Below are 25,520 nucleotides of genomic sequence, written 5' to 3' on the forward strand. Positions count from 1 at the left end.
GCGCCAGCCCTCTCCCCCAGCCCCTCTCCCGCAAGCGGGAGAGGGGAGCCAACCGGCAGCGGGTGGCCCGGCTTACATCACCTTGTCCGGCTTGCCTTCGTTACCCGCGATGAACGGGCTCCACGGCTGCGCGCGCACCGCCTTCGGCGTCTTCCACACCACCGAGAACTGGCCGTCGCCCTTCACTTCGCCGATCATCACCGGCTTGTACAAATGGTGGTTCTCGCCCATGGTCAGCGTGAAGCCGTCCGGTGCCTTGAAGGTCTGGCCGTACATGGCGGCGCGCACCTTGTTGGTATCGGTGGTGCCAGCCTTCTTCACGGCCTGCGCCCACATATGGATGCCCACGTAGGTGGCTTCCATCGGGTCGTTGGTCACACGCTTGTCGCCGCCGGGCAGGTTGTTGGCCTTGACCCATGCCGCCCACTGCTTGCGAAAGGCGTCGTTCTCGGGGTTCTTGACCGACATGAAGTAGTTCCATGCGGCCAGGTGGCCCACCAGTGGCTTGGTATCGATGCCGCGCAGTTCCTCCTCACCCACCGAGAACGCCACCACCGGCACGTCCTTGGCCTTCAGCCCGGCGTTGCCAAGTTCCTTGTAGAACGGCACGTTGGAGTCGCCGTTGATGGTGGAGATCACCGCGGTCTTGCCGCCCTGCGAGAACTTCTTGATATTGGCGACGATGGTCTGGTAGTCGCTGTGGCCAAACGGGGTGTAGACCTCTTCGATGTCCTTGTCGGCCACGCCCTTGCTCTTCAGGAACGCGCGCAGGATCTTGTTGGTGGTGCGCGGGTAGACGTAGTCCGTGCCCAGCAGGAAGAAGCGCTTGGCGCCGCCGCCTTCCTTGCTCATCAGGTATTCCACCGCCGGAATGGCCTGCTGGTTGGGCGCTGCACCGGTGTAGAAGACGTTCTTCGACATCTCTTCGCCTTCATACTGCACCGGGTAGAACAGCAGCGAGTTCAGCTCTTCGTAGACCGGCAGCACGGATTTGCGCGACACCGAGGTCCAGCAGCCGAAGGTCACCGCGACCTTGTCCTTGGTGATCAGCTGGCGCGCCTTTTCCGCGAACAGCGGCCAGTTCGAGGCGGGATCCACCACCACCGGCTCCAGCTTGCGCCCCAGCACGCCGCCGCTCTTGTTGATCTCGTCGATGGTCATCAGCGCCACGTCCTTCAGCGACGTCTCCGAAATGGCCATGGTGCCGGACAGCGAGTGCAGGATACCGACCTTGATCGGTTCCTTGGACTGCGCCATGGCCAGCGGGCTGGTACCGATCATTGCCGCGGCGGCTATCGCCGACAGCTTCAGCATGTCACGTCGTTGCATTTGCAGCTCCCGTTTATGGTGTTAGTCAGGGACTACGCTCCCCGGGTGATGCTTCTGCAACTAGCGTGCCATGGAGGCAGGCCGCCTGATACCCACCGCACCCCCGGCAGATGGCGTGCTGGCGCGGCGCGCAGGCGCTGCCGCCGCCCGCGATCGCGCATCCGCACCAGAGCAGTGCGGGCGGCGCACGCACCACTCCCGTGCATCTGCGCAATTCCGTGCGGGCGGCATGCGCAAGGCACCAGGCGATGCGCGTCCCCGCACCAAGGCCGGGCACCACGCCCCAAGGCAGGCGACGGGCAAAAAAAACGGGGCCCCTTGCAGGGCCCCGCTCTTGATGCCAGGACGTTGGTCCTTACATCACCATCATGTTGGCATTCAGGTTGTGCATGATCCACAGCGAACCCGCCACCACGATCACCAGGATCAGCGCCGTGAACAGCAGCGCGATCACGTTGCTGCGCTGCTCGGACGACGTGTCCAGGTGCAGGAAGTACTTCAGGTGGACCAGGATCTGGACCGCGGCCATGCCGAGGATGATCCAGAGGATGGTGCCCTTGTCCATGCTGCCGTCCATCACGAGCTTGAACGGGATCACGGTCAGGATCACGGCCAGGATGAAGCCGATTGCGTACGACTTGAAGCTGGCGTGGGTGTCATGACCCGCGTGCGAGTCGTGCGAGTCGTGGGCGCCGTGCGCCGCCGGTGCGTTGTGTTGTGCCATCACAGATGTCCCATCAGGTAGACCACGGTAAACACGCCGATCCAGACCACGTCCAGGAAGTGCCAGAACAGCGACAGGCACATCAGGCGCTTGCTCAGGGTCGGGGTGATGCCCTTCTTCGACAGTTGCCACATCAGCACGATCATCCACAGCATGCCGCTGGCGACGTGCAGGCCGTGGGTGCCGACCAGCGTGAAGAACGACGACAGGAAAGCGCTGCGGCCCGGGCCGGCGCCTTCGGCGATCAGGTGATGGAATTCGTTGATTTCCATCGCCATGAACGCCGCGCCCAGCAGGAACGTGACGCCGAGCCACACCTGCACGCGGCTCAGGCTGCGGTTCTGCAGCGAGATCATCGCCATGCCGTACGTGATCGAGGAGAACAGCAGGATGAAGGTCTCCACCAGCACATAGTTGAGCTCGAACAGCTCCTTCGCCGACGGGCCGCCTGCCAGTTCGCCGCGCAGCACGGCGAAGGCCGCGAACAGTCCGGCGAAGATGATGCAGTCGCTCATCAGGTAGATCCAGAAGCCATACACCGTATTGGCACTGGTATCGTGGTGCGCATGGTCATGGCCATGCGCGTCGGCTTTGGCCGGTGCGCCGGCCTGCGCGGGGATGCGGTCTAGGACTTGAGTCGACATGGTTCTCAGGCTTGCGAAGCAATGCGCTGCAGATGGCGCGTTTCGATCTGCTCGACCTCGGTGGCCGGCACGTAGTAGTCGATATGGTCGTCGTTGCTGCGGTGGATAAACGCCCACACCATGCCCACCAGGCCAACGATGGCCATCCACCAGATATGCCAGGTCAGGGCAAAGCCGAACACCAGGCTGAAGGCGCCGATGATGAAGCCCGCGCCCGTGTTCTTGGGCATGTGGATCTTCTCGTAGCCTTCGGTCGGCAGCGTCTCGCCACGGGCCTTCATGTCGGAGAACGCGTCCAGGTCACGCACCACCGGGGTGTGCGCGAAGTTGTAGAACGGCGGCGGCGACGAGGTGGCCCACTCCAGGGTACGGCCGCCCCACGGGTCGCCGGTCACGTCGGCCAGCTTCTTGCGGTCGCGGATCGACACCACGATCTGCAGCACCTGGAAGAAGATGCCCAGCGCCACGAACACCACGCCCACGACGGCCAGGTACAGCCACGGCGTCCAGGCCGGGTTGTCGGTGTGGTTCAGGCGGCGGGTCATGCCCATCAGGCCCAGCACGTACAGCGGCATGAAGGCGAAGTAGAAGCCGACCAGCCAGCACCAGAAGGCGCACTTGCCCAGGCGCTCGTTCAGCGTGAAGCCGAACGCCTTCGGCCACCAGTAGGTGATGCCGGCCAGGTAGCCGAACAGCACGCCGCCGATGATCACGTTGTGGAAGTGGGCGATCAGGAACAGGCTGTTGTGCAGCACGAAGTCAGCGGCCGGCACGGCCATCAGCACGCCGGTCATGCCGCCGATCACGAAGGTGATCATGAAGCCCAGCGTCCACAGCACCGGCGAGGTCATCTGGACCCGGCCGCGGTACATGGTGAACAGCCAGTTGAAGATCTTCACCCCGGTCGGGATGGAGATGATCATGGTGGTGATGCCGAAGAACGCGTTGACGTTGGCGCCCGAGCCCATCGTGAAGAAGTGGTGCAGCCACACGATGAACGACAGCACCATGATCGCGGCGGTGGCGTACACCATGCCCTTGTAGCCGAACAGCTTCTTGCCCGAGAACGTGGCGATCACTTCAGAGAAGATGCCGAACGCCGGCAGGATCAGGATGTACACCTCGGGGTGGCCCCAGATCCAGATCAGGTTCACGTACATCATGGCGTTGCCGCCACCGTCGTTCGTGAAGAAGTGGGTACCGACGTAGCGGTCCAGGCCCAGCAGCGCCAGGGTCACGGTCAGCACCGGGAAAGCGGCCACGATCAGCACGTTGGTGCACAGCGCGGTCCAGGTGAACACCGGCATGCGCATCAGCGTCATGCCCGGCGCGCGCATGCGCAGGATCGTCACCAGGAAGTTCACGCCGGTCAGCAAGGTGCCCAGGCCCGAGATCTGCAAGCTCCAGAGGTAGTAGTCCACCCCCACACCCGGGCTGAAGTCCAGTCCCGACAGCGGCGGGTAGGCCAGCCAGCCGGTCTTGGCGAATTCACCGACGCCCAGCGAGACATTGACCAGCATGGCGCCCGACACGAACAGCCAGAACGACAGCGTGTTCAGGAACGGGAACGCCACGTCGCGCGCGCCGATCTGCAGCGGCACGACCAGATTCATCAGGCCGGTCATCAGCGGCATGGCCACGAAGAAGATCATGATCACGCCGTGGGCGGTGAAGATCTGGTCGTAATGCTCGGGCGGCAGCACGCCGGTCGCGCCATTGGTGGCGAGCGCCAGCTGGGTGCGCATCATGACCGCGTCGGCGAAGCCGCGCAGCAGCATGATCAGGGCGACCAGGCAGTACATCACGCCGATCTTCTTGTGGTCGACCGAGGTGAACCACTCGTTCCAGAGGTAGCCCCACTTCTTGAAATAGGTGATCGCGCCTAGCAGCGCGGCACCGCCCAGGGCGACGCCGGCCAGAACGACCATGATGATCGGCTCATGAAACGGAATCGCCGACAAACTCAACTTGCCAAACATCATTGCTCCTAGGATTGCGCGCCCAGCGCCTTCACAGGCGTGGTCATCGACAGCTGCTCTTCACCGAGGGTGTTGCGCGACGTGCAGATCGGGCCGCCCTTGAACCCGTCGGCGGCGAGCGCCGTGCCGCTGTGGTCCATGTACTTGTGCAGGATGTTGTGGAAGAGCTTGTCTTCCACCTTGCCGTAGTACGTGACCGGCTCCTTCTCGCTGGGTTGTGCCAGCGTCTTGTAGCCTTCAACCCCCAGTTCGGTGGACGAGGCGCGAACCTTGGCGACCCACTGGTCGAACTCGTAGTTCGACATGGCGACCGCCTTGAACTTCATGCCCGAGAAGCCGCCGCCGCTGTAGTTGGCGGATACGCCGTCGTAAGAGCCGGCTTCGTTGGCGATCAGGTGGAGCTTGGTCTCCATCCCTGCCATGGCGTACACCTGGCTGCCCAGTTGCGGGATGAAGAACGAATTCATGATCGAATCCGAGGTGATCTTGAAGTTCACCGGGGTGTCGACCGGGAAGGCGATCTGGTTGACCGTGGCGATCTTCAGTTCCGGATAGATGAACAGCCACTTCCAGTTCAGCGCCACCACCTCGACGGTGACGGGCTTCTTGCTGGATTCGAGCGGCTTGTACGGGTCCAGGTCGTGCGAGGACTTCCAGGTGATGATGCCCAGCGCAATGATGATCAGGCAGGGGATCAGCCACACCACCACTTCGATCGCCGTGGAGTGCGACCAGTCCGGCTCATAGCGCGCCGAGGTATTGGACGCGCGGTACTTCCAGGCGAACACCAGCGTGAGCACGATCACCGGCAGCACCACCAGCAGCATGAGCCAGGTTGCAATCAGGATGATGTTCTTGATGTCGACGCCGACCTGCCCTTTCGGGTCGAGCAGCGTCATGTTGCAGCCGGCGAGCAGGAGCAGGCCAAGGCAAGGCAGGAACCGCGTCCAACGCGGCAGTATGGGTTTCTTCATGTCACGACTGGTTTGGTTACACCGCGCTTCGGGCAAAAGCGCGGCTAAACCGCCTGATGCTCGCGCAAGAGGCGTGGGGCTGAGGGAAAACCGGAAGGACGTGTCCTTAGCTGGCGTTGCGGTCGGGCGGCGGATCGAACGCCGGGGGACCATGCGGCCTTGCAACGCCATGAACACGGAAGGACAACTGACTGCGTGCGCTGCAGGCCCTGTAGGACCTTGCCGGCGCTGCGGCACCTGGCCGAAACCGCGAACGGTCCCGGCTCAGTACGGCGGCCGGGTAGCGTTGGAATACGAGGTTTTTGCACTTCCCGACGGACTTGCCTTCATGGCAAGCGCGGTTTTCGGCCGGGGAGCGCAACACGTAAAACATCGTGGGCGCGACTGTACCGCAACGCAACATTAGGGGTAAACCCAACGGCACAGAACACACTGTTCAGCAGAACGGACAATCGACGCACAAATCCGCGAAGCAGCATTTGACAGGCATCAACGTCACAAATCGGTTCCTAAAAATGCAGAAAGCCGCGCATCAGGCGGCCTCCAGGGGCGCGACATGCCTGTGTGGCATATTGTCGCACCGCGTCAAAACTGCGTATCCGTCACCCGTAGCGGCGCGTGATCGACTCGGCGACACAGACCGGACGGTCGCTGCCTTCGCGCTCCACCGTGACTTCCCAGGTCGACTGTGCGCCAACCAGTTCGGGCGACTTCGGCAGCGGATCGAGACGCTCGACCTTCAGCAGCTTGATGCGCGCGCGCAGCTTGCTGCCCACCGGCACGGGTGCCGTGAAGCGCACGCGGTTCAGGCCGTAGTTAACGCCGATCTTCGACGGCATGTGCAGCGCGTTGTGCATGAACTTGGGCAGCAGCGACAGCGTCAGGAAGCCGTGCGCGATCGGGCCGCCATAGGGCGACTCCTTCTTCGCGCGCTCCACGTCGATGTGAATCCACTGGTGGTCGCCGGTGGCATCGGCAAACTGGTTGACCTGCTGCTGGGTCACCTCGATCCAGTCGCTGACCGCGACCTCCTGGCCCTGCAGGCCTTCCAGTTCTTCCAGCGATGCGATGGTACGCATGTCGATAGTCTCCTCTTGACGATAAAGTGTTCTTAAGCGGGGCGGCGGCCGTACATGCCCATGCCCTTGACGGTGCAGACCAGTTCGCCGCGCTGGTTGGTGGCTTCCCACTGGGTGTGGACCACGCCGCGGTCCGGCTTGGACTGCGACGGCCGGGTATCGAGCACATTCAGCACGACGGTGAGCGTGTCGCCGGCGTAGACGGGCTTGAGCCAGCGGATCTCGTCCACGCCAGGCGAGCCCATGCTGGCCGACTTGCCGGTGGTGCTCAGCACCAGCAGCCGCATCATGATCGAGCACGTCATCCAGCCGCTCGAGATCACGCCGCCATAGATGCTCCTGGCAGCGGCTTCCTTGTCGATATGGAACGGCTGCGGATCGTACTGGCGGGCAAAGGCCAGGATCTCTTCCTCGGTGACGAGGTACGAACCCAGTTCGCGGCGGCTGCCGACTTCAAAGTCCTCGAAATACAGCATCGGTTGTCTCTCTGTAGTGATTGGCGCCATGGCACCAAGTTTGCTCAGGCAATGATCGCATGGCCGCCGGGGGCCGGCGTCCGTATTTGCCGAACCCGCCCCTAACGGTCCCCAAAGAAAAAAACCGCGCCTGGACTACAGCGCGGTTTTGATTGGACTGGCAGGATCAGGCAGCTTCCTGGAACCCCGGCTGGGCGGCGAACCTGCCCAGGTGGTGATCCACGTCGCCGAAGGTGGTGTTGATCAGCGTCAGCCGCTTGAACATGTGCGCGGCCGGCAGTTCGTTGGTCACGCCCATGCCGCCGTGGATCTGCACTGCCTCCTGGCCAACCGTGCGCGCTGCCTGCCCCACGCGCGCCTTGGCGGCGGAGACATAGCGGCGGCGCTCTTCCGGCGTTACTTCTTCGAAGCGTGCCGCGGCCAGCAGCGTGATCGAGCGCGACTGCTCGGCGTGGATGAACATCTCCACCATGCGGTGCTGCAGCGCCTGGAAGCGCGCGATCGGCACGCCGAACTGCTGGCGCGTCTTGGCGTATTCCAGCGTGGCGGCATTGAGCGTATCCATCACGCCCACGGCCTCGGCGCACAGCAGCACGGCAGCGTAGTCGGCCACTTGCTCGATCACCGGGAAGGCCTTGCCGGCTTCGCCCAGCAGTTGCGCGGGGGCATCCTGGAAGGTGATGTCGGCCGCGCGCAGGTTGTCGATGGTGCGGTAGTCCTTGATGCTGACGCCGGCGCCCCTGGCATCCACCAGGAACAGCGAGATGCCGTCCTGGTCGGCTTCGGCACCGCTGCTGCGGGCCGACACGATCAGCTTGTCGGCCTGGCCGCCGTGCAGCACCACGGTCTTGCGGCCGTTGAGCTTGCCGTCGCGGGCGGTGACGCGCACGTTGTTCAGTTCATAGCGCGCCTGCGGCTCGTTGAAGGCCACGGTCAGCTTCAGTTCGCCGCCGGCGACCTGTTCCAGCAGTGCATCCTGGCCACCGGCCAGGCCCAGGGCGTAGGCGCCCACCACCGTGGCCAGGTACGGCTCCACGATCAGGCCTCGGCCCAGCTCCTGCTGCACCACCATCATGTCCAGGGCCTTGCCCGCGAAACCGCCCTGCGCTTCCGGCACCGGCAGCGCGGTCAGGCCAAGCTCGACCAGCGAGCCCCAGGCGGCGTCGCCATAGCCGGCGGCGCTTTCGTAGTTCTGCTTGCGGGACTCGAAGCCGTAGTCCTTGTCGATGAAACGGCGGACGGCGTCGGCCAGCTGCTTCTGTTCGTCGCTGAGATTGAAGTTCATGTTGCGTGTCTCCTCACAGCCCCAGAATCATCTGGCTGATGATGTTCTTCTGAATTTCGTTGGACCCGCCATAGATGGAGGTCTTGCGATAGTTGAAGTAGTACGCGGCCAGCGGCGCGGCGTCGTCGTAGCCGGTCACGGCGTGCTCGGTCTCGCACTCCAGGTAGGCGGTGTCGAACGGCTGCGCGTACGGGCCGACGGCCTCGACCATCAGCTCGGTCAGCAGCTGCTGGATCTCGGTGCCCTTGATCTTGAGCATCGAGGCCTCGGGGCCGGGGCCCTTGCCTGCCGCTTCGCTCGAGACCACGCGCAGCACGGTGATTTCCAGCGCCATCAGCTCGATTTCCAGCGCGGCCACCTTGGCGCCGAACACCGGGTCTTCCAGCAGCGGCTTGCCGTTCTTCTGCTGCTGGCGCGCCACGCGCTTGAGGAAGCCCAGCTCGCGCTTGGAGTTGCCCACGCGGGCGATCCCGGTGCGCTCGTGGCCCAGCAGGTACTTGGCGTAGGTCCAGCCCTTGTTCTCTTCGCCGACGCGGTTCTCGACCGGCACCTCGACGTTGTCGAAGAAGACTTCGTTCACCTCATGCTCTTCGTCGAGCATGATGATCGGGCGCACGGTGATGCCCGGGGTCTTCATGTCGATCAGCAGGAACGAGATGCCCTCCTGCTTCTTGGCTTCGGGGTCGGTGCGCACCAGGCAGAAGATCATGTCGGCGTGCTGGCCGAGCGTGGTCCAGGTCTTCTGGCCGTTGACGATGTAGTGCTTGCCGTCCGAAGTCAGCTCGGCACGGGTCTTCAGCGAGGCCAGGTCCGAGCCCGAGCCCGGCTCCGAATAGCCCTGGCACCACCAGTCGGTGCAGTCCAGGATGCGCGGCAGGTAGTACGACTTTTGCTCTTCGCTGCCGTACTTCATGATCACCGGCGCGACCATCGCCACACCGAACGGCAGCACGCCGGGCGCGCCGACGCGGGCGTTCTCTTCATCCCAGATATGGCGCTGGGTGGCGTTCCAGCCGGTGCCGCCGTACTGGACGGGCCAGTGCGGTGCCGACCAGCCCTTGCCGGCCAGGGTCTTGTGCCAGCGCACCAGGTCGTCGCGGTTCGGACGGCGGTGGTTGAGAATCTTGCTGCGGATGTCCGCCGGCAAGTTGGCTTCGAGCCAGCTACGCACTTCCTCGCGGAAGGCGTTGTCGGACGCCGAGTAGTTGAGATCCATGCCCGTCTCCAGTGGTGCCGGCTTGGCGTGGGGCCGCCGGCGGTTTGTTCTGCCTGCACGTCAAGCGCCGACAGCAAACGGGCACAAGACGCAATTCAGTGAGCCGTCTGCTTCAGCGCATCCGGCACCACGAGCGGGAAAGTCTCGATGCCCTCTTCGGCCAGCGCCTGCACCTCCTCCGCCGAGGCCGAACCGCGAATGCCGCGTTCCGGCGCCTCGTCATAGTGCATGCGCCTTGCCTCTTCGGCAAAGCGATCGCCAACATCCTCGGTCTGTGCCAGCACCTGCTTCACTGCCTTCATATAGAGCGCTTGCAGTGTCTCCGGTGCGGCAGCCGGCTGCGCCGGCCTGGCGCTGCCTTCGCGCGCGGTCGCGCCCGACAGGTTCAGGCGCGGCGCGCTGGGCAGCCGCGTCACGGCGTGGTCGCCACAGACCGGGCATTGGACGAGGTCACGCGAGATTTGCGACTGCGCATCTTCTTCCGAGGCAAACCAGCCCTCGAAACCATGGTCATGCGCGCAGCGCAGGTCGAGCACCTTCATGATCTTTCCAGCCCGTCAAAAGCTATATTATCCGCGAATCGAAATTTTGTGAACGGTCGTGCTAAATTTTTTAGAACGACCGTTCGGGAACAACCGCATGGCGCAGAATCCACGCGGCTCACTACTCACTATACGGCGTAATGCGGCAGCGGCTGTTCGCCCGGTTGCCAGGCACCCGAGATCACTTTTTCCAGCCAGAATGCGCCGATGATGGTCTTTACATCGGTGATGCGGCCGCTGCGGACCCAATCGATCACCTGCCCCACCGGCGTGATGAAGGTCTCGATGAACTCGCCGTCGTCGAGCTGCGCCTCGCCATGCGTCAGGTCGCGCGCCAGGAAGATGTCGATGAACTCGGTGGAATACGAGATAACCGGGTGGATGCGCGTCAGGTAGTCCCAGCGCGCCGCGCTGTAGCCGGTCTCCTCCAGCAGTTCGCGTTCGCCGCAGCGCTGCGCGCCCTCTTCCGGATCAAGCTTGCCGGCGGGGAATTCCAGCATCACTTCGCCGATCGGATAGCGGAACTGGCGCTCCATCAGCACGGTGCCGTCGCTGAACAGCGGGATCATCATCACCGCGCCCGGATGGACCACGTACTCGCGCCCGGTCTGCTTGCCGTCCGGCAGCCTGACGATATCTTGCTTGAGGGTGAGGAACTTGCCGCGATGGACCGTGGCCGAGGCGACGCACACTTCCTTCAGTGCGTCGTCGTTCCCGGCGGGTTCAGCGGTAGGCGGGGTGCCGCGTTGGATCTTGTCGGTCATGGACGCTCCGGATCAGGCAGGGCCCGGCGCCGACAAGACCGGCTTCAGGCCGTGCGGTGTTTGACGAGGTATTGCCAGGTGAAGCCCGGGAAGGCAAACACCAGCATCATGCACGCGGTAATGGCATAAAACTGCCAGCCCTGCGGGAAGGCGTTGCCAAGGCTGGCCTCCACCGCAAAGCCGGCGGCGCCCGCCACCGCGAACCATACGATCAGTTCCAGCAGGCGCAGCCACAGCGGCTTGCGCGCCCGCCGCAGCGGGATCAGCACGAACAGGCGCTGGTTCACAAACGGCAGGTTCGCACTGATCAGTGCCAGCAGGATGACAAACCAGCCGCTTGCGGATGCGCTCATGGCGTGTGGCGGATCAGGAACCCAGGGTCGAGCGGATGGCCTGGTAGCACAGGTTCATCAGCGCGGCCGGGAAAATACCCAGCAGGATCACCGCGGCGCCGTTCACGCTCAGCATCGAGCGCAGGCCAAAGGTTGCTTCCAGCTCTTCTTCAGCAGCGGGCGCATCGAAGTACATCAGCTTGACGATACGCAGGTAATAGAACGCGCCGATCAGCGAGAACAGCACGGCCACCACGGCCAGCCAGGTCATGCCCGACTTGACCACCGCATCCAGCACGGCCAGCTTGGCATAGAAGCCCACGGTCGGCGGAATGCCGGCCAGCGAGAACATCATCACCAGCATCAGGAACGCGAACCACGGGTTGCGGCGCGACATGCCCCTCAGGTCTTCCAGGGTCTCGGCCTCGAAACCCTTGTTCGTGCGCAGCAGGATGATGCCGAAAGTGCCCAGCGTGGTCAGCAGGTAGGTCACCGAGTAGAACATCGCCGAGCTGTACGCATCGGCGGCGCCGTCAGCCTTGTTGGCGACCACGCCCGACAGCAGGCCCAGCAGCACGAAGCCCATGTGCGAGATGGTCGAGTACGCCAGCATCCGCTTCAGGTTGCTCTGCACGATGGCGGTCAGGTTGCCGATGGCCAGCGAGATGATCGACAGCACCACCAGCATCATCTGCCAGTCATTGGCCAGCGGCAGCAGGCCTTCCACCAGCACGCGGATAAACAGCGCAAAAGCAGCAACCTTCGGGCCGCCGGCGATCAGCAGCGTCACCGCGGTCGGCGAACCCTGGTAGATGTCCGGGATCCACATGTGGAACGGCGCGGCACCCAGCTTGAACGACAGGCCGGCGACGATAAAGACCACGCCAAAGGCCAGCATGGTGGTGTTGACGCGGCCCGACTCGACCACGCGGAACACTTCGCCCAGGTTCAGCGAACCGGTGGCGCCATACATCATCGAGATGCCGTACAGCAGGAAGCCCGAAGCCAGCGCGCCCAGCACGAAGTACTTCATCGCCGATTCCGAGGTCACGCGCGATTCGCGGCGCAGTGCCACCAGTGCGTACGACGACAGCGACAGCAGCTCCAGGCCCAGGTACAGGGTCAGGAAGTTGTTGCCGGTGATCATCACGATCTGGCCGCCCAGCGTGAACAGCGCGAGCTGGTAGAACTCGCCGGCAAACATGTCGCGATCCGCCAGATAGCGGCGCGTGTAGACCAGTGTCACGAACAGGCCGGCAGAGCAGAACGCGGACAGCACGTTTGCCATCGGATCGATCACGACCAGGTTGGCGAACGCGTAGTGCGTCTCGCCGGCGGCGGCATTCAGGCCGAACCAGACGGTCAGCGCCAGCGTGGCCAGCAGCGACAGCGGATATGCCACGCTTTGCTTGCCCTTGCCACGTGCAAGGTCGATCCAGTTGACCGCGCCGATGGCGATCGCCAGGAAGATGATCGGCGCCACGGGGCCGAGTGTCGAGGACGTTTGCATGTTGATTTCTCTCCCCGATTACAGCTTGGACTGTGCCGCGTGGGACAGCAGGTTCACCACGGACGCGTGCATCACGTCGGTAAAGGGCTTCGGGTGCAGGCCCATGTACAGCGTCATGATGGCCAGCAGGCCGAGCATGACGAACTCACGCTTGTTCAGGTCGACCAGCTCGCGCACGTGCTGGTGGACGATGTCGCCGAAGATCACGCGCTTGACCATCCACAGCGAGTAGGCGGCGCCGAAGATCAGGGCGGTGGCGGCCAGCAGGCCGATCCAGAAGTCGAACTTGACCGCGCCCAGGATCACCATGAATTCGCCGACGAAGCCCGAGGTGGCCGGCAGGCCGCAGTTGGCCATCGCGAAGAACACTGCCAGCGCGGCGAACTTGGGCATGGTGTTGACCACGCCGCCGTAGTCGGCGATCTGGCGCGAGTGCACGCGGTCGTACAGCACGCCGATGCAAAGGAACATCGCGCCGGAGATAAAGCCGTGCGAGATCATCTGCACGATGCCGCCTTCCACGCCGATGTCGCTGAAGATGAAGAAGCCCAGCGTGACGAAGCCCATGTGGGCGATCGACGAGTACGCCACCAGCTTCTTCATGTCGGCCTGCACCAGGGCCACCAGGCCGATGTAGATCACCGCGATCAGCGAGATGGTGATGATGAACGGGGCCAGGTAGTGGCTGGCGTCAGGCGCGATCGGCAGCGAGAACCGCAGGAAACCGTAGGCGCCCAGCTTCAGCATGATGGCGGCCAGCACCACCGAACCGCCGGTCGGCGCTTCCACGTGGGCGTCCGGCAGCCAGGTGTGTACCGGCCACATCGGCACCTTGACCGCGAAGGCGACGAAGAAGGCGATGAACAGCGCGATCTGCTCGTTCATCGACAGCTTGGCCTGGTGCCATTGCAGGATGTCGAAGGTACCGGTCTTGTTGTACAGGTACAGCAGCGCGATCAGCGTCAGCAGCGAGCCCGCCAGCGTGTACAGGAAGAACTTGAACGCGGCATAGACGCGGTTCGGGCCGCCCCAGACACCGATGATGATGTACATCGGGATCAGCGTGGCTTCGAAGAACACGTAGAACAGCATGCCGTCCAGCGTGCAGAACACGCCGACCATCAGGCCCGACAGGATCAGGAACGAGGCCATGTATTCGGCCACACGCTCGGTGATCACTTCCCAGGCCGAGATCACCACGATCACCGTGATGAAGGCGGTCAGCACCACGAACCACATCGAGATGCCGTCAACACCCAGCAGGTAGTTGATATTGAAGCGTTCGATCCAGCTCGCCTTTTCGACGAACTGCATGGCCGCGCTGGCGCGGTCGAAGCCGAAGACCAGCGGCAGCGTGACGACAAAGCTGGCGATCGAGCCGAACAGCGACATCCACCGGACAAAGCCAGGGCTGCGGTCCGAGCCGAAGGCCAGGATCAGCAGGCCGAAAAAGACAGGCAGCCAGATTGAGAAAGACAGAACCATTTCTATGTTTTCCTTACTTGGTGCCTATCACTTGGTGCCGATCACGCCCGTGACCGTCAGCGTCAGCAGCACCAGCATGCCGACGATCATCGCGAACGCGTAGTGGTAGATATAGCCCGACTGCAGGTAGCGGCTTGCCGAAGCAAACGAAGCCACCAGGCGCGCCGCGCCGTTGACGAACAGGCCGTCGATCAGGCTCTGGTCGCCGCCCTTCCACAGGCCGGTACCGAGCAGGCGTGCGCCGCGGGCGAACACGGCCTGGTTGATGGCGTCCATGTAGTACTTGTTGTCCAGCAGCTTGTAGAGACCCGAGAAGCGGTTCGCGATGGCTTCAGGGATATCCGGGCGCTTCATATAGAAGAACCAGGACAGCACCACACCGGCGACGGCCAGCCACAGCACGGGCGTGGTCAGCGAGTGGATCGCCATTGCCACCCAGCCGTGGAACGCTTCCTTGAGCTCGGCCATGGCGTGGTGGTTCTCGCCGACGAAGATCACATCCTTGAACGCGATGCCGTTCTTGAAGAAGTTGCCGAACAGCATCGGCTCGATCGCGATCGCACCGACGATCACCGACGGGATCGCCAGCAGCACCAGCGGCAGCGTCACCACCCACGGCGACTCGTGCGGCTTCTCGCCGGCGGCCAGGCCATGGTGGTGGTCGTGCGAGACCTCTTCGTCCTCATGGTCGCCTTCATGATGCTGGTGGGCATGGTTCTGGCCCCAGCGCTCCTTGCCATGGAAGACCAGGAAGTACATGCGGAACGAGTAGAACGCGGTGACGAACACGCCCGCCAGCACGGCGAAGTAGGCAAAGCCCGAACCGGCGATATGCGACTCGGCCACGGCCTCGATGATCGAGTCCTTGGAGTAGAAGCCCGCGAAGAACGGCGTGCCAATCAGCGCCAGCGAACCCACCAGCGAGGTGATCCAGGTGAGCGGCATGTACTTGCGCAGGCCGCCCATGTTGCGGATGTCCTGGTCGTGGTGCATGCCGATGATGACCGAGCCCGCGCCCAGGAACAGCAGTGCCTTGAAGAACGCGTGCGTCATCAGGTGGAACACGGCCACCGAGTATGCCGAAGCGCCCAGCGCCACGGTCATGTAGCCCAGCTGCGACAGGGTCGAGTAAGCGACCACGCGCTTGATGTCATTCTGGATGATGCCCAGGAAGCCCATGAACAGCGCCGTGATGGCACCGATCACCAGCACGAAGGACAGCGCCGTATCCGACAGCTCGAACAGCGGCGACATGCGTGCCACCATGAAGATGCCGGCGGTCACCATCGTTGCCGCGTGGATCAGCGCCGAGATCGGGGTCGGGCCTTCCATCGAGTCAGGCAGCCAGACGTGCAGCGGGAACTGCGCCGACTTGCCCATCGCGCCGATGAACAGGCAGATGCAGGCCACGGTGATCATGAGCCAGTCGGTGCCCGGGAAGATCACGGTCGCCAGCTGGTCGCGCGCGGCGAATACTTCGGTGTAGTTCATGCTGCCGGCATAGGCCAGCAGCAGGCCGATGCCCAGGATAAAGCCGAAGTCGCCGACGCGGTTGACCAGGAACGCCTTCAGGTTGGCGAAGATCGCCGTCGGGCGGGTGTACCAGAAGCCGATCAGCAGGTACGACACCAGGCCCACCGCTTCCCAGCCGAAGAACAGCTGCAGGAAGTTGTTGCTCATCACCAGCATCAGCATCGAGAAGGTGAACAGCGAGATGTAGGCGAAGAAGCGGTTGTAGCCGGGGTCCCCGTCCATGTAGCCGACGGTGTAGATGTGCACCATCAGCGAGACAAAGGTAACCACCACCATCATCATCGCGGTCAGCGAGTCGACCAGGAAGCCGACCTCCATCTTCAGGCTGCCGATGGCCATCCACTCATAGACGGTGCCGTTGTAGCCGGCGCCGTTCATGACGTCGAGCAGCACCATCACCGACAGCACGCAGGCAATGGCCACGCCCAGAATCGTCGAGGTGTGGGCCACCATCCGGCCGCCGCGCGACTCCGAGGAAAACAGGTCAAAGAACTTGGTACCGAACAGGCCGGCGATCGCGGAGCCGACTAGCGGCGCCAGCGGGATCGCAAGCAGCAGGTTGGGGTTGAGCGTGGTTGCCATAGGACGCTTAGTGGTGTGCGGTCGGTGAGTCTTGGGTATCTGCGTAGTGCGCCACGGATCAGCCCTTGAGGGTGTCCATGTCGTCCACGTTGATCGTATCCAGGTTGCGGAACAGCACAACCAGGATGGCGAGACCGATTGCCGACTCGGCGGCGGCCACCGTGAGGATGAAGAAAACGAAAACCTGACCAGCCAGGTCGCCCAGGTAATGCGAGAAGGCGACGAAGTTGATGTTCACCGCAAGCAGCATCAGTTCGATCGCCATCAGCAGCACGATCACGTTCTTGCGGTTCAGGAAGATGCCGACGATGCTGATCGCAAACAGGATCGCACCGAGCACGAGGAAATGAGCGAGAGAGAGCACAGCGATTTCTCCGGGCTTTAGTTCTTATTGGCGGCAGCCGCGGCTTCCGTCTGCTGGGTCTGGCCTTCGGACTGCATCGGCACCAGGCGCACGCGCTCGTCGCGGCGGGTGCGCAGCTGCGCCGACACGTCCTGGGCCTTGACGTCCTTGCGGCGGCGCAGGGTCAGCGCCACGGCGGCGATGATCGCCACCAGCAGGATGATGCCGGCCACTTCGAAGGCGTAGATATAGTCGGTGTAGATCAGCTTGCCGAGCGCGGCGGTGTTCGAGTAGCCCGGGTCCTGCGAACCGTTGGTGGCCACCGGCGTGGTGGTGCCGATAAAGTTGCGCACCAGCACGATCGCCATCTCGGCGATGATCAGCGCGCCCACCACCGAGGCCATCGGCACGTAGGTCCAGAAGTCCCGCCGCAGGTGCTCGATGTCGATGTCGATCATCATCACCACGAACAGGAACAGCACCATCACCGCGCCGACATAGACCAGCACCAGCAGGATGGCGAGGAATTCCGCCTTGAGCAGCATCCAGATCGCCGCCGCCGTGAAGAACGACAGCACGAGGAACAGTGCGGAATGCACCGGGTTCTTCGCAGTGATGACTTTCAGTGCGGAGAGCACCAGCACCAGCGCAAAGACGTAGAAGATGGTGGTCGTGAGTTCCATGGTCCCTATCGGATCCTCTCTGGGCCGTCCGGCACAAGCCACCCCCTCGGGTGGCCCGCTCCTGCGGCATCCTTGCATTGGCCCCTTGCATTGCAGGGACCGCATTCAATTCGGTGGCGGCGGCTGCCAGGTCTGCTGCTTGCGGCAGCCGCGAACCGGTCGTTACTTCTGTCGCTGCTTCGGCTTAGCGATACTTTGCGTCGGCAGCCTTCGCTGCGGCGATCTGCGGCTCGTAGCGGTCGCCCACTGCCAGCAGCATGTCCTTGGTGAAGTACAGGTCGCCGCGCTTCTCGCCGTGGTACTCCAGGATCTGCGTTTCCACGATGGCGTCGACCGGGCAGGCCTCTTCGCAGAAACCGCAGAAGATGCACTTGGTCAGGTCGATGTCATAGCGGGTCGTGCGGCGCGTGCCGTCGGCGCGCGCGTCGGACTCGATCGTGATGGCCAGCGCCGGGCACACCGCCTCGCACAGCTTGCAGGCGATGCAGCGCTCTTCCCCGTTGGGGTAGCGGCGCAGCGCGTGCAGACCGCGGAAGCGCGGCGAGATCGGCGTTTTCTCTTCCGGGAACTGGACGGTGATCTTGCGCGCGAAGAGATAGCGGCCGGTCAGGGCCATGCCCTTGAAGAGTTCCTTCAGGAGCAGGCTGTTGAAGAAGTCCTTGATGGCGAGCAGCATGATGCTTCCTAGTATTTCCACACGGCGCGCGCCCCGGCGCGCACCGTCGTTTGGCCGTTCAGTGCCAGATGTTCCAGGGCGACTTGATCCAGATCGCCACGATGATCAGCCACGCCACCGTCAGGGGGATGAACACCTTCCAGCCCAGGCGCATGATCTGGTCATAGCGGTAGCGCGGGAACGAGGCACGGATCCAGATGAAGACGGACAGCAGCAGGAATACCTTGATCACCAGCCAGAAGAAGCCCGGGATCGCGTTGGTCAGCACGCTGTCGATCGGGGGCGCCCAGCCGCCCAGGAACATCAGCGCGGTCATCGTCGAGATGATGATCATGTTGATGTACTCGGCCAGGAAGAACAGCGCGAAGCCCATGCCCGAATACTCGATCATGTGGCCGGCCACGATTTCCGACTCGCCTTCCACCACGTCGAACGGGTGGCGGTTGGTTTCGGCCACGCCCGAGATGAAGTAGACGCCGAACATCGGCAGCAGCGGCAGCCAGTTCCACGACAGGATGTTGATGCCCATGTCGGCAAAGTAGCCGGTGTTCTGGCCGTTGACGATGGCCGACAGGTTCAGGCTGCCGGCAACCATCAGCACCGTCACCAGCGCAAAGCCCATCGCGATTTCATACGACACCATCTGGGCCGCGGCACGCATGGCGCCGATGAAGGCGTACTTGGAGTTCGAGGCCCAGCCTGCCAGGATCACGCCGTACACGCCCACCGAGCTGATCGCCATCACGTACAGCAGGCCGGCGTTCACATCCGCCAGCACCACTTCAGCCTGGAACGGAATCACGGCCCAGACCGCCACGGCGGGCATCAGCACCATCAGCGGGGCAATCAGGTACATGCCCCGGCTGACCTGCGTGGGCATCATGACTTCCTTGAGCAGCAGCTTCAGCACGTCGGCAATCGGCTGCAGCAGGCCCAGCGGACCCACGCGGTTCGGGCCGATACGGACGTGCATCCAGCCGATCAGCTTGCGCTCCCACAGGATCAGGTAAGCCACGCACAGCAGCAGCGGCACCACGATGATCACGGCGCGAATCAGGATCCACAGCGGCGTCCAGTAGGCACCCAGCAGGCCCTGTCCTTGCGAGGTAATCCAGTCAATCATGTCTTGTTCTCGCTCTTGTTCTTACGCCGTGGCCACGGTGCCGGTGGCCGGCGCCAGGTCAATGGCCTTCTCTACGGTGACCGTGCCGTACATCGCGCCCAGGCTCATGGCCGCCGGCGTCGCCGCCGGCACGCGCACGGTGTTGGCCGGGAGCGTGGCTTCGAGCACGGCCGGCAGCACCACGCTGCCCTGCCCTTGCGTGACCCGCACCGGATCGCCGGACTGGATGCCAAGGCTGGCGAACAGGTCGGCCGGCAGCGCGATCTGCATGGCGCGGCGCGCGGCAGCGCTCAGCTGCAGCGACTCGGCGCGGCGCACGATCGGATCGGCGTGGTAGATCGGCACATCGGCAATGCGTTCGATGCCGTTGGCGGCAGCGGCGGCCACGCGGATCGGCGCGTCGGTGGCGTTGTCCAGCTGCGCGTCGACCGGGGCCGACAGCACTTCGGCACGCACCGATTCGGCGGTTTCGTAGTCGAAGCCGGCCACGTCCAGCAGGTTGCCCAGCACGCGCAGCACCTTCCAGCCCGGACGCGATTCGCCCAGCGCGCGCACCACGCCGTTGAAGCTCTGCGGCTTGCCTTCGCAGTTGACGAAGGTGCCGGCGGTTTCCGTGAACGGCGTCACCGGCAGGATCACGTCGGCGTACTGCATGGCCGCTTCCGAACGGAACGGCGACAGCACCACCACCGTGCCGGCCTGGGCCAGCGCGGCCAGCGCCTTGCGCGGGTCGGCGGCGTCGAACTCGGGTTCGGTGTTCAGCAGGATGTAGGCCTTGCGCGGCGTGTCCAGCATCGCCTGCGCATTGGCGCCGCCCTGCCTGGGCAGCGCGCCGGCGACATAGCCGCCGACGGTATTGGCGGCTTCGGTCAGGAAGCCCAGCGTCGCACCGGTTTCGGTGGCGATCCACTGTGCCAGCGCGTGCAGCGCCGAGAACTGCGGATGGCGCACGGCCTCGTTGCCGAGGAACACCGCACGGCGCTCGCCCGACAGCAGCGCTTCGGCCGTCTTGGCGGCAACATCGCCACCGTCGAAACCTTCGGTGCCGGCCGGGGCAGCCACGCCCTTGGCGGCGGCCACGGCACGGGCCACGCCTGCGAGGGCCGCGGTCCAGCCCGACGGCGCCACGTCGATGCGGGCGGCCAAGGGCATCAGCAGGTCTTCACCGCCGGCACCCAGCACCGCCACGCGGGCACCCTTCTTGGTAGCCTGGCGCAGGCGCGAGGCCAGCAGCGGATGATCCTTGCGCAGCGACGAGCCGACCACCAGCACGCGTTGCAGGGTGGTCACGTCGGCCACCGGCATGCCCAGCCACGGCGCGCCCTTCAGTGCCGCCGAGAAGTCGGTCTGGCGCAGGCGGAAGTCGACATTGTCGCTGCCCAGGCCGCGCATCAGCTTGCCCAGCAGGAACAGCTCTTCCAGCGTGCTGTGCGGGCTGGCCAGCGCGGCGATCTGGTCGGCGCCATGATCGCGCTTGATGCTGGTGAGGCCGTTGGCCACATATTCGAGCGCGGTCTGCCAGTCGGTTTCCATCCATTCGCCGCCCTGCTTCAGCAGCGGGCGGGTCAGGCGGTCGGCGCTGTTCAGGCCTTCATACGAGAAGCGGTCCTTGTCGGAGATCCAGCACTCGTTGATGTCTTCGTTTTCCAGCGGCAGCACGCGCATCACGCGCTGGTTCTTGGTCTGCACCACCAGGTTAGCGCCCAGGCCGTCGTGCGGCGACACCGACTTGCGGCGTGCCAGTTCCCAGGTGCGGGCCGAGTAGCGGAACGGCTTGCTGGTCAGCGCGCCGACCGGGCACAGGTCGATCATGTTGCCCGACAGTTCCGAGTCGACGGTCTTGCCGACGAAGGTGGTGATTTCCGAATGCTCGCCGCGGCCCAGCATGCCCAGCTCCATCACGCCGGCCACTTCCTGGCCGAAGCGCACGCAGCGGGTGCAGTGGATGCAGCGGGTCATCTCCTCCATGGAGATCAGCGGGCCCACGTTCTTGTGGAACACCACGCGCTTCTCTTCCTTGTAGCGCGACTCCGAGGCACCGTAGCCCACGGCCAGGTCCTGCAGCTGGCATTCGCCGCCCTGATCGCAGATCGGGCAGTCGAGCGGGTGGTTGATCAGCAGGAATTCCATCACGGACTTCTGCGCCTTGACCGCCTTCTCCGAATTGGTGAAGACCTTCATGCCGGGGGTCACCGGCGTGGCGCAGGCAGGCAGCGCCTTCGGGGCCTTTTCGACCTCGACCAGGCACATGCGGCAGTTGGCCGCGATGGACAGTTTGCGGTGGTAGCAGAAGTGCGGGATGTAGGTGCCCAGCTTGCGGGCTGCTTCCATCACCAGGCTGCCTTCAGCAACCTCAACCTTCTTGCCGTCGATCTCTAGTTCAACCATGTTCTGCCACGCTTAGATGTAGGCCGGAACCATGCACTGCTTGTGTTCGACGTGATATTCGAACTCTTTCCAGTAGTGCTTGAGCATGCCGCGGACCGGCATCGCCGCGGCATCGCCGAGCGCGCAGATGGTGCGGCCCATGATGTTTTCCGCGACGTTGTTGAGCAGGTCCAGGTCTTCCTGGCGCCCCTCTCCGTGTTCGATGCGATTGACCATGCGGTAGAGCCAGCCGGTGCCTTCACGGCACGGCGTGCACTGGCCGCACGATTCCTCAAAATAGAAGTACGACAGGCGCAGCAGCGAGCGGACCATGCAGCGCGTCTCGTCCATCACGATCACAGCGCCCGAGCCCAGCATCGAGCCGGCCTTGGCGATCGAGTCGTAGTCCATGTCGGACGCCATCATCAGGTCGCCCGGCACTACCGGCGCGGACGAACCGCCCGGGATCACCGCCTTGATGCGCTTGCCGCCGCGCATGCCGCCGGCGAGCTCCAGCAGCTTGGCGAACGGCGTTCCCAGCGGGATCTCGTAATTGCCGGGACGTTCGACGTCACCCGAGATCGAGAAGATCTTGGTGCCGCCGTTGTTCGGCTTGCCCAGCTTCAGGTAGTTCTCGGGGCCGACGGCCAGCAGGAACGGCACCGCGGCAAACGTTTCCGTGTTGTTGATGGTGGTCGGCTTGCCGTACAGGCCAAAGCTGGCCGGGAAAGGCGGCTTGAAACGCGGCTGGCCCTTCTTGCCTTCCAGCGATTCGAGCAGCGCGGTTTCCTCGCCGCAGATATAGGCGCCGTAGCCGTGGTGCGCGTGCAGCTGGAAATCGAAGCCCGAACCCAGGATGTTGTCGCCCAGGAAGCCGGCAGCGCGCGCCTCTTCGAGCGCTTCCTCGAAGATCTTGTACTCGTTCCAGATCTCGCCGTGGATGTAGTTGTAGCCCACGGTGATGCCCATCGCATACGCGCCGATGGCCATGCCTTCGATCAGCGAGTGCGGGTTGTAGCGGATGATGTCGCGGTCCTTGAACGTGCCGGGCTCGCCTTCATCGGTGTTGCAGACCAGGTATTTCTGCCCCGGGAACGTGCGCGGCATGAAGCTCCACTTCAGGCCGGTCGGGAAGCCCGCACCGCCGCGGCCCCGCAGGCCCGAGGCCTTGACGTCGGCGATCACCTGCTCGGGCGGGATCTTCTCGGTCAGAATGCGCTTCAGTTGCTGGTAGCCGCCACGCTTGACGTAGTCTTCCAGGTGCCAATTCTTGCCGTCCAGGCCGGCCAGGATCAGCGGCTGGATATGGCGGTCGTGCAGACTGGTCATGTTACTTGCCCCCTTTGGCAGCTTCGGCTTTCAGCTCGTCGACGAGCGCGTCGAGCTTGTCGTCGCTCATGAAGCTGCACATGCGGGTGTTGTTGACGATCATCACCGGCGCGTCGCCGCAAGCGCCCATGCACTCGCCCTCTTTCAGGGTGAAGCAGCCGTCAGCGGTGGTCTCGTTGTAATCGATCCCGAGCTTGCGCTTCAGGTACTCGCCGGCCCGCTCGCCGCCCGACAGGGCGCACGGCAGGTTGGTGCAGACGGCGAGCTTGAATTTGCCCACCGGCTTGGTGTCATACATGTTGTAGAAGGTCGCCACCTCTTCCACCCACACGGGCGGCATCTCGAGATAGCTGGCGACGAACTGCATGACTTCGGGGGAAACCCAGCCCACCTCGCCCTGCGCCACGGCAAGCGCCGCCATCACGGCCGACTGCTTCTGGTCGGCCGGATACTTCGCGATCGCGCGATCGATTTCCTTGAGAGCTTCTGCTGATAGCATGGTCATTGCAGTAAAACGGCGTCAGGCAGCGCCACCGGGCGTTCCCTTCCGCAGGTTTGCAGCCGTCGCTGCCCGTTCCGCCGGCAGGCCTGAGGCCGTACCGGTCCGCCGCGGGTCTTCCGCCCGCTCCCCCTGGGGAGCGCCGCGGAAAGCGCCCGGATCGTCGTCCGGGCCGGCGGTCCGTGATTAGCGGTCGATCTCGCCGAAGACGATGTCTTGCGTGCCGATGATCGTTACCGCGTCAGCAATCATGTGTCCCTTGGCCATTTCGTCGAGCGCGGCCAGGTGAGGGAAACCAGGTGCACGGATCTTCAGGCGGTACGGCTTGTTGGCCCCGTCCGAGATCGCGTAGATGCCAAATTCGCCCTTCGGATGCTCCACCGCTGCATACGCTTCGCCTTCCGGCACGTGCATGCCTTCGGTGAACAGCTTGAAGTGGTGGATCAGTTCTTCCATGTTGGACTTCATGTCCACGCGCGAGGGCGGCGCCACCTTGTGGTTGTCGGTGATCACCGGGCCCGGGTTGCGGCGCAGCCATTCCACGCACTGCCTGATGATGCGGTTGGACTGGCGCATCTCTTCCACGCGCACCAGGTAGCGCGCGTAGCAGTCGCCGCCCACGCCCACCGGCACGTCGAAGTCCAGCTTGTCGTACACCTCGTACGGCTGCTTCTTGCGCAGGTCCCACTCGATGCCGGAGCCACGCAGCATCGGGCCGGTAAAGCCCATCTGCAGCGCACGTTCCGGGCTGACCACGCCGATATCCACCAGGCGCTGCTTCCAGATCCGGTTGTCGGTCAGCAGCGTCTCGTATTCGTCGACGTACTTCGGGAACCGGTTGGTGAAGTCCTCGATGAAGTCCAGCAGCGAACCCGAACGCGCCTCGTTCATGGCCTTGATGGCGCGCTCGTTGTGTACCTTGGAGGCACGATATTGCGGCATCGTGTCAGGCAGGTCGCGGTAGACGCCGCCCGGACGGTAATAGGCCGCGTGCATGCGCGCGCCCGACACCGCCTCGTACATGTCGAACATGTCCTCGCGCTCGCGGAAGGCGTACAGGAACACCGCCATCGCGCCCACGTCCAGCGCGTGCGAGCCAATCCACATCAGGTGGTTCAGCAGGCGGGTGATCTCGTCGAACATCACGCGGATGTACTGCGCGCGCACCGGCACTTCCAGGCCCAGCAGGCGCTCGATCGCCATCACGTAGGCGTGCTCGTTGACCATCATCGACACATAGTCGAGTCGGTCCATGTATGGCACGCTCTGGATCCAGGTCTTCTGCTCGGCCAGCTTCTCGGTGGCACGGTGCAGCAGGCCGATATGGGGGTCGGCGCGCTGGATGACTTCGCCGTCCAGCTCCAGCACCAGGCGCAGCACGCCGTGCGCAGCCGGGTGTTGCGGGCCGAAGTTCAGGGTGTAGTTCTTGATGTCTGCCATGGCGCGTTATCAGTGCAAGCCGCCGTAGTTGTCCTCGCGGATCACGCGCGGGGTGATTTCGCGCGGCTCGATCGTGACCGGCTGGTAGATGACCCGCTTCTGCTCCGGGTCGTAGCGCATCTCGACGAAGCCCGAGACCGGGAAATCCTTGCGGAACGGATGGCCGACGAAACCGTAGTCGGTCAGGATGCGGCGCAGGTCCGGATGGCCGTCGAACACGATGCCGTAGAAATCGAAGGCTTCACGCTCGAACCAGTTGACGCCGTTCCACACGTCGATCAGCGACGGCAGCACCGGGAAATCATCGTCCGGGGCGAACACGCGCACGCGCAGGCGCCAGTTGTGGGTGATCGACAGCAGCTGCGAAACCGCGGCAAAGCGCAGGCCGTCCCAGGCACCGTCGCCGTACTCGGAATAGTCCACGCCGCACAGGTCGATCAGCTGCTCGAAGCGCAGCGACGGGTCGTCGCGCAGGATGCGGGCAACTTCGAGGTAGTCGTCGGCCTTGACGATCAGCGTCAGTTCGCCGGTCGCCTCGATCAGGTTCTGCACGCGCTTGCCGAGAGCTTTCTCGAGCGCGGCCTTCAGGATGTCAAGCTTCGCCAT

General features: G+C 63.9%; 24 protein-coding genes. All 24 read right to left on the bottom strand.

What is annotated here, in order from left to right:
• Window positions 1-72: 72 nt before the first annotated feature.
• The 24 genes from urtA to I6H87_RS01740 all read right to left on the bottom strand — a co-directional run bounded on the left by urtA (window position 73) and on the right by I6H87_RS01740 (window position 25,520).
• A complete protein-coding gene (gene urtA / locus I6H87_RS01625; protein ID WP_010809107.1) occupies window positions 73-1,329 on the bottom strand; it encodes an urea ABC transporter substrate-binding protein in 1,257 nt (418 codons plus the stop codon).
• Window positions 1,330-1,684: 355 nt separating this feature from the next.
• Window positions 1,685-2,053, bottom strand: coding sequence for a cytochrome o ubiquinol oxidase subunit IV (cyoD, locus tag I6H87_RS01630; protein WP_010809108.1), 369 nt, complete (start codon window positions 2,051-2,053; stop codon window positions 1,685-1,687).
• Window positions 2,053-2,697: a cytochrome o ubiquinol oxidase subunit III gene (cyoC, locus tag I6H87_RS01635; protein WP_010809109.1), complete on the bottom strand. Its 645-nt coding sequence runs from the start codon at window positions 2,695-2,697 to the stop codon at window positions 2,053-2,055. Before cyoC ends, cyoD begins: the two co-directional genes overlap by 1 nt.
• A 5-nt stretch (window positions 2,698-2,702) precedes the next feature.
• Entirely contained in the window at window positions 2,703-4,676 is a 1,974-nt protein-coding gene (cyoB, locus tag I6H87_RS01640; RefSeq protein WP_010809110.1) for a cytochrome o ubiquinol oxidase subunit I, read from the bottom strand.
• A gap of 8 nt (window positions 4,677-4,684) precedes the next feature.
• Window positions 4,685-5,650 (bottom strand): ubiquinol oxidase subunit II, encoded by a 966-nt coding sequence (gene cyoA, locus I6H87_RS01645; RefSeq protein WP_010809111.1) that lies wholly within the window; start codon window positions 5,648-5,650, stop codon window positions 4,685-4,687.
• 602 nt (window positions 5,651-6,252) lie between these two features.
• Window positions 6,253-6,729, bottom strand: a complete 477-nt coding sequence (locus tag I6H87_RS01650; protein ID WP_010809112.1) for a MaoC family dehydratase — start codon at window positions 6,727-6,729, stop codon at window positions 6,253-6,255.
• A 32-nt stretch (window positions 6,730-6,761) separates the two neighbouring features.
• The gene (locus I6H87_RS01655) at window positions 6,762-7,205 is read right to left on the bottom strand and encodes a MaoC family dehydratase (RefSeq protein WP_011614861.1); all 444 of its coding nucleotides are present in this window, start codon (window positions 7,203-7,205) and stop codon (window positions 6,762-6,764) included.
• 166 nt (window positions 7,206-7,371) lie between these two features.
• Window positions 7,372-8,490 (bottom strand): acyl-CoA dehydrogenase family protein, encoded by a 1,119-nt coding sequence (locus I6H87_RS01660; RefSeq protein WP_011614860.1) that lies wholly within the window; start codon window positions 8,488-8,490, stop codon window positions 7,372-7,374.
• 13 nt (window positions 8,491-8,503) lie between these two features.
• Window positions 8,504-9,706, bottom strand: coding sequence for an acyl-CoA dehydrogenase family protein (locus I6H87_RS01665; RefSeq protein ID WP_010809115.1), 1,203 nt, complete (start codon window positions 9,704-9,706; stop codon window positions 8,504-8,506).
• A 95-nt stretch (window positions 9,707-9,801) separates the two neighbouring features.
• A complete protein-coding gene (locus I6H87_RS01670; RefSeq protein WP_011614859.1) occupies window positions 9,802-10,248 on the bottom strand; it encodes a DUF1178 family protein in 447 nt (148 codons plus the stop codon).
• A gap of 128 nt (window positions 10,249-10,376) precedes the next feature.
• Entirely contained in the window at window positions 10,377-11,012 is a 636-nt protein-coding gene (locus I6H87_RS01675) for an NUDIX domain-containing protein (protein ID WP_010809117.1), read from the bottom strand.
• Between the two features lie 44 nt (window positions 11,013-11,056).
• Window positions 11,057-11,365 (bottom strand): DUF2818 family protein, encoded by a 309-nt coding sequence (locus I6H87_RS01680; protein ID WP_010809118.1) that lies wholly within the window; start codon window positions 11,363-11,365, stop codon window positions 11,057-11,059.
• 13 nt (window positions 11,366-11,378) lie between these two features.
• Window positions 11,379-12,854: an NADH-quinone oxidoreductase subunit NuoN gene (gene nuoN / locus I6H87_RS01685; protein ID WP_010809119.1), complete on the bottom strand. Its 1,476-nt coding sequence runs from the start codon at window positions 12,852-12,854 to the stop codon at window positions 11,379-11,381.
• 18 nt (window positions 12,855-12,872) lie between these two features.
• A complete protein-coding gene (locus I6H87_RS01690) occupies window positions 12,873-14,339 on the bottom strand; it encodes an NADH-quinone oxidoreductase subunit M (RefSeq protein WP_010809120.1) in 1,467 nt (488 codons plus the stop codon).
• A 27-nt stretch (window positions 14,340-14,366) separates the two neighbouring features.
• Window positions 14,367-16,454: an NADH-quinone oxidoreductase subunit L gene (nuoL, locus tag I6H87_RS01695; RefSeq protein ID WP_011614858.1), complete on the bottom strand. Its 2,088-nt coding sequence runs from the start codon at window positions 16,452-16,454 to the stop codon at window positions 14,367-14,369.
• 58 nt (window positions 16,455-16,512) lie between these two features.
• Window positions 16,513-16,818, bottom strand: a complete 306-nt coding sequence (nuoK, locus tag I6H87_RS01700) for an NADH-quinone oxidoreductase subunit NuoK (RefSeq protein WP_010809122.1) — start codon at window positions 16,816-16,818, stop codon at window positions 16,513-16,515.
• A gap of 17 nt (window positions 16,819-16,835) precedes the next feature.
• A complete protein-coding gene (locus I6H87_RS01705; RefSeq protein WP_010809123.1) occupies window positions 16,836-17,480 on the bottom strand; it encodes an NADH-quinone oxidoreductase subunit J in 645 nt (214 codons plus the stop codon).
• 184 nt (window positions 17,481-17,664) lie between these two features.
• Window positions 17,665-18,156, bottom strand: a complete 492-nt coding sequence (gene nuoI, locus I6H87_RS01710; protein WP_010809124.1) for an NADH-quinone oxidoreductase subunit NuoI — start codon at window positions 18,154-18,156, stop codon at window positions 17,665-17,667.
• A gap of 58 nt (window positions 18,157-18,214) precedes the next feature.
• A complete protein-coding gene (gene nuoH, locus I6H87_RS01715) occupies window positions 18,215-19,279 on the bottom strand; it encodes an NADH-quinone oxidoreductase subunit NuoH (protein ID WP_010809125.1) in 1,065 nt (354 codons plus the stop codon).
• A gap of 21 nt (window positions 19,280-19,300) precedes the next feature.
• Window positions 19,301-21,667: an NADH-quinone oxidoreductase subunit NuoG gene (gene nuoG / locus I6H87_RS01720; protein ID WP_011614857.1), complete on the bottom strand. Its 2,367-nt coding sequence runs from the start codon at window positions 21,665-21,667 to the stop codon at window positions 19,301-19,303.
• Window positions 21,668-21,679: 12 nt separating this feature from the next.
• A complete protein-coding gene (gene nuoF / locus I6H87_RS01725; RefSeq protein ID WP_010809127.1) occupies window positions 21,680-22,975 on the bottom strand; it encodes an NADH-quinone oxidoreductase subunit NuoF in 1,296 nt (431 codons plus the stop codon).
• 1 nt (window position 22,976) lies between these two features.
• A complete protein-coding gene (gene nuoE, locus I6H87_RS01730) occupies window positions 22,977-23,474 on the bottom strand; it encodes an NADH-quinone oxidoreductase subunit NuoE (protein WP_010809128.1) in 498 nt (165 codons plus the stop codon).
• Window positions 23,475-23,660: 186 nt separating this feature from the next.
• Window positions 23,661-24,914 carry an NADH-quinone oxidoreductase subunit D gene (locus I6H87_RS01735; RefSeq protein WP_010809129.1) on the bottom strand — a complete coding sequence of 418 codons (1,254 nt, stop codon included), beginning with the start codon at window positions 24,912-24,914 and terminating at the stop codon, window positions 23,661-23,663.
• 9 nt (window positions 24,915-24,923) lie between these two features.
• Window positions 24,924-25,520 (bottom strand): NADH-quinone oxidoreductase subunit C, encoded by a 597-nt coding sequence (locus tag I6H87_RS01740; RefSeq protein WP_010809130.1) that lies wholly within the window; start codon window positions 25,518-25,520, stop codon window positions 24,924-24,926.

The sequence above is a fragment of the Cupriavidus necator genome, assembly GCF_016127575.1.
Taxonomy (GTDB): Bacteria; Pseudomonadota; Gammaproteobacteria; order Burkholderiales; family Burkholderiaceae; genus Cupriavidus; species Cupriavidus necator_D.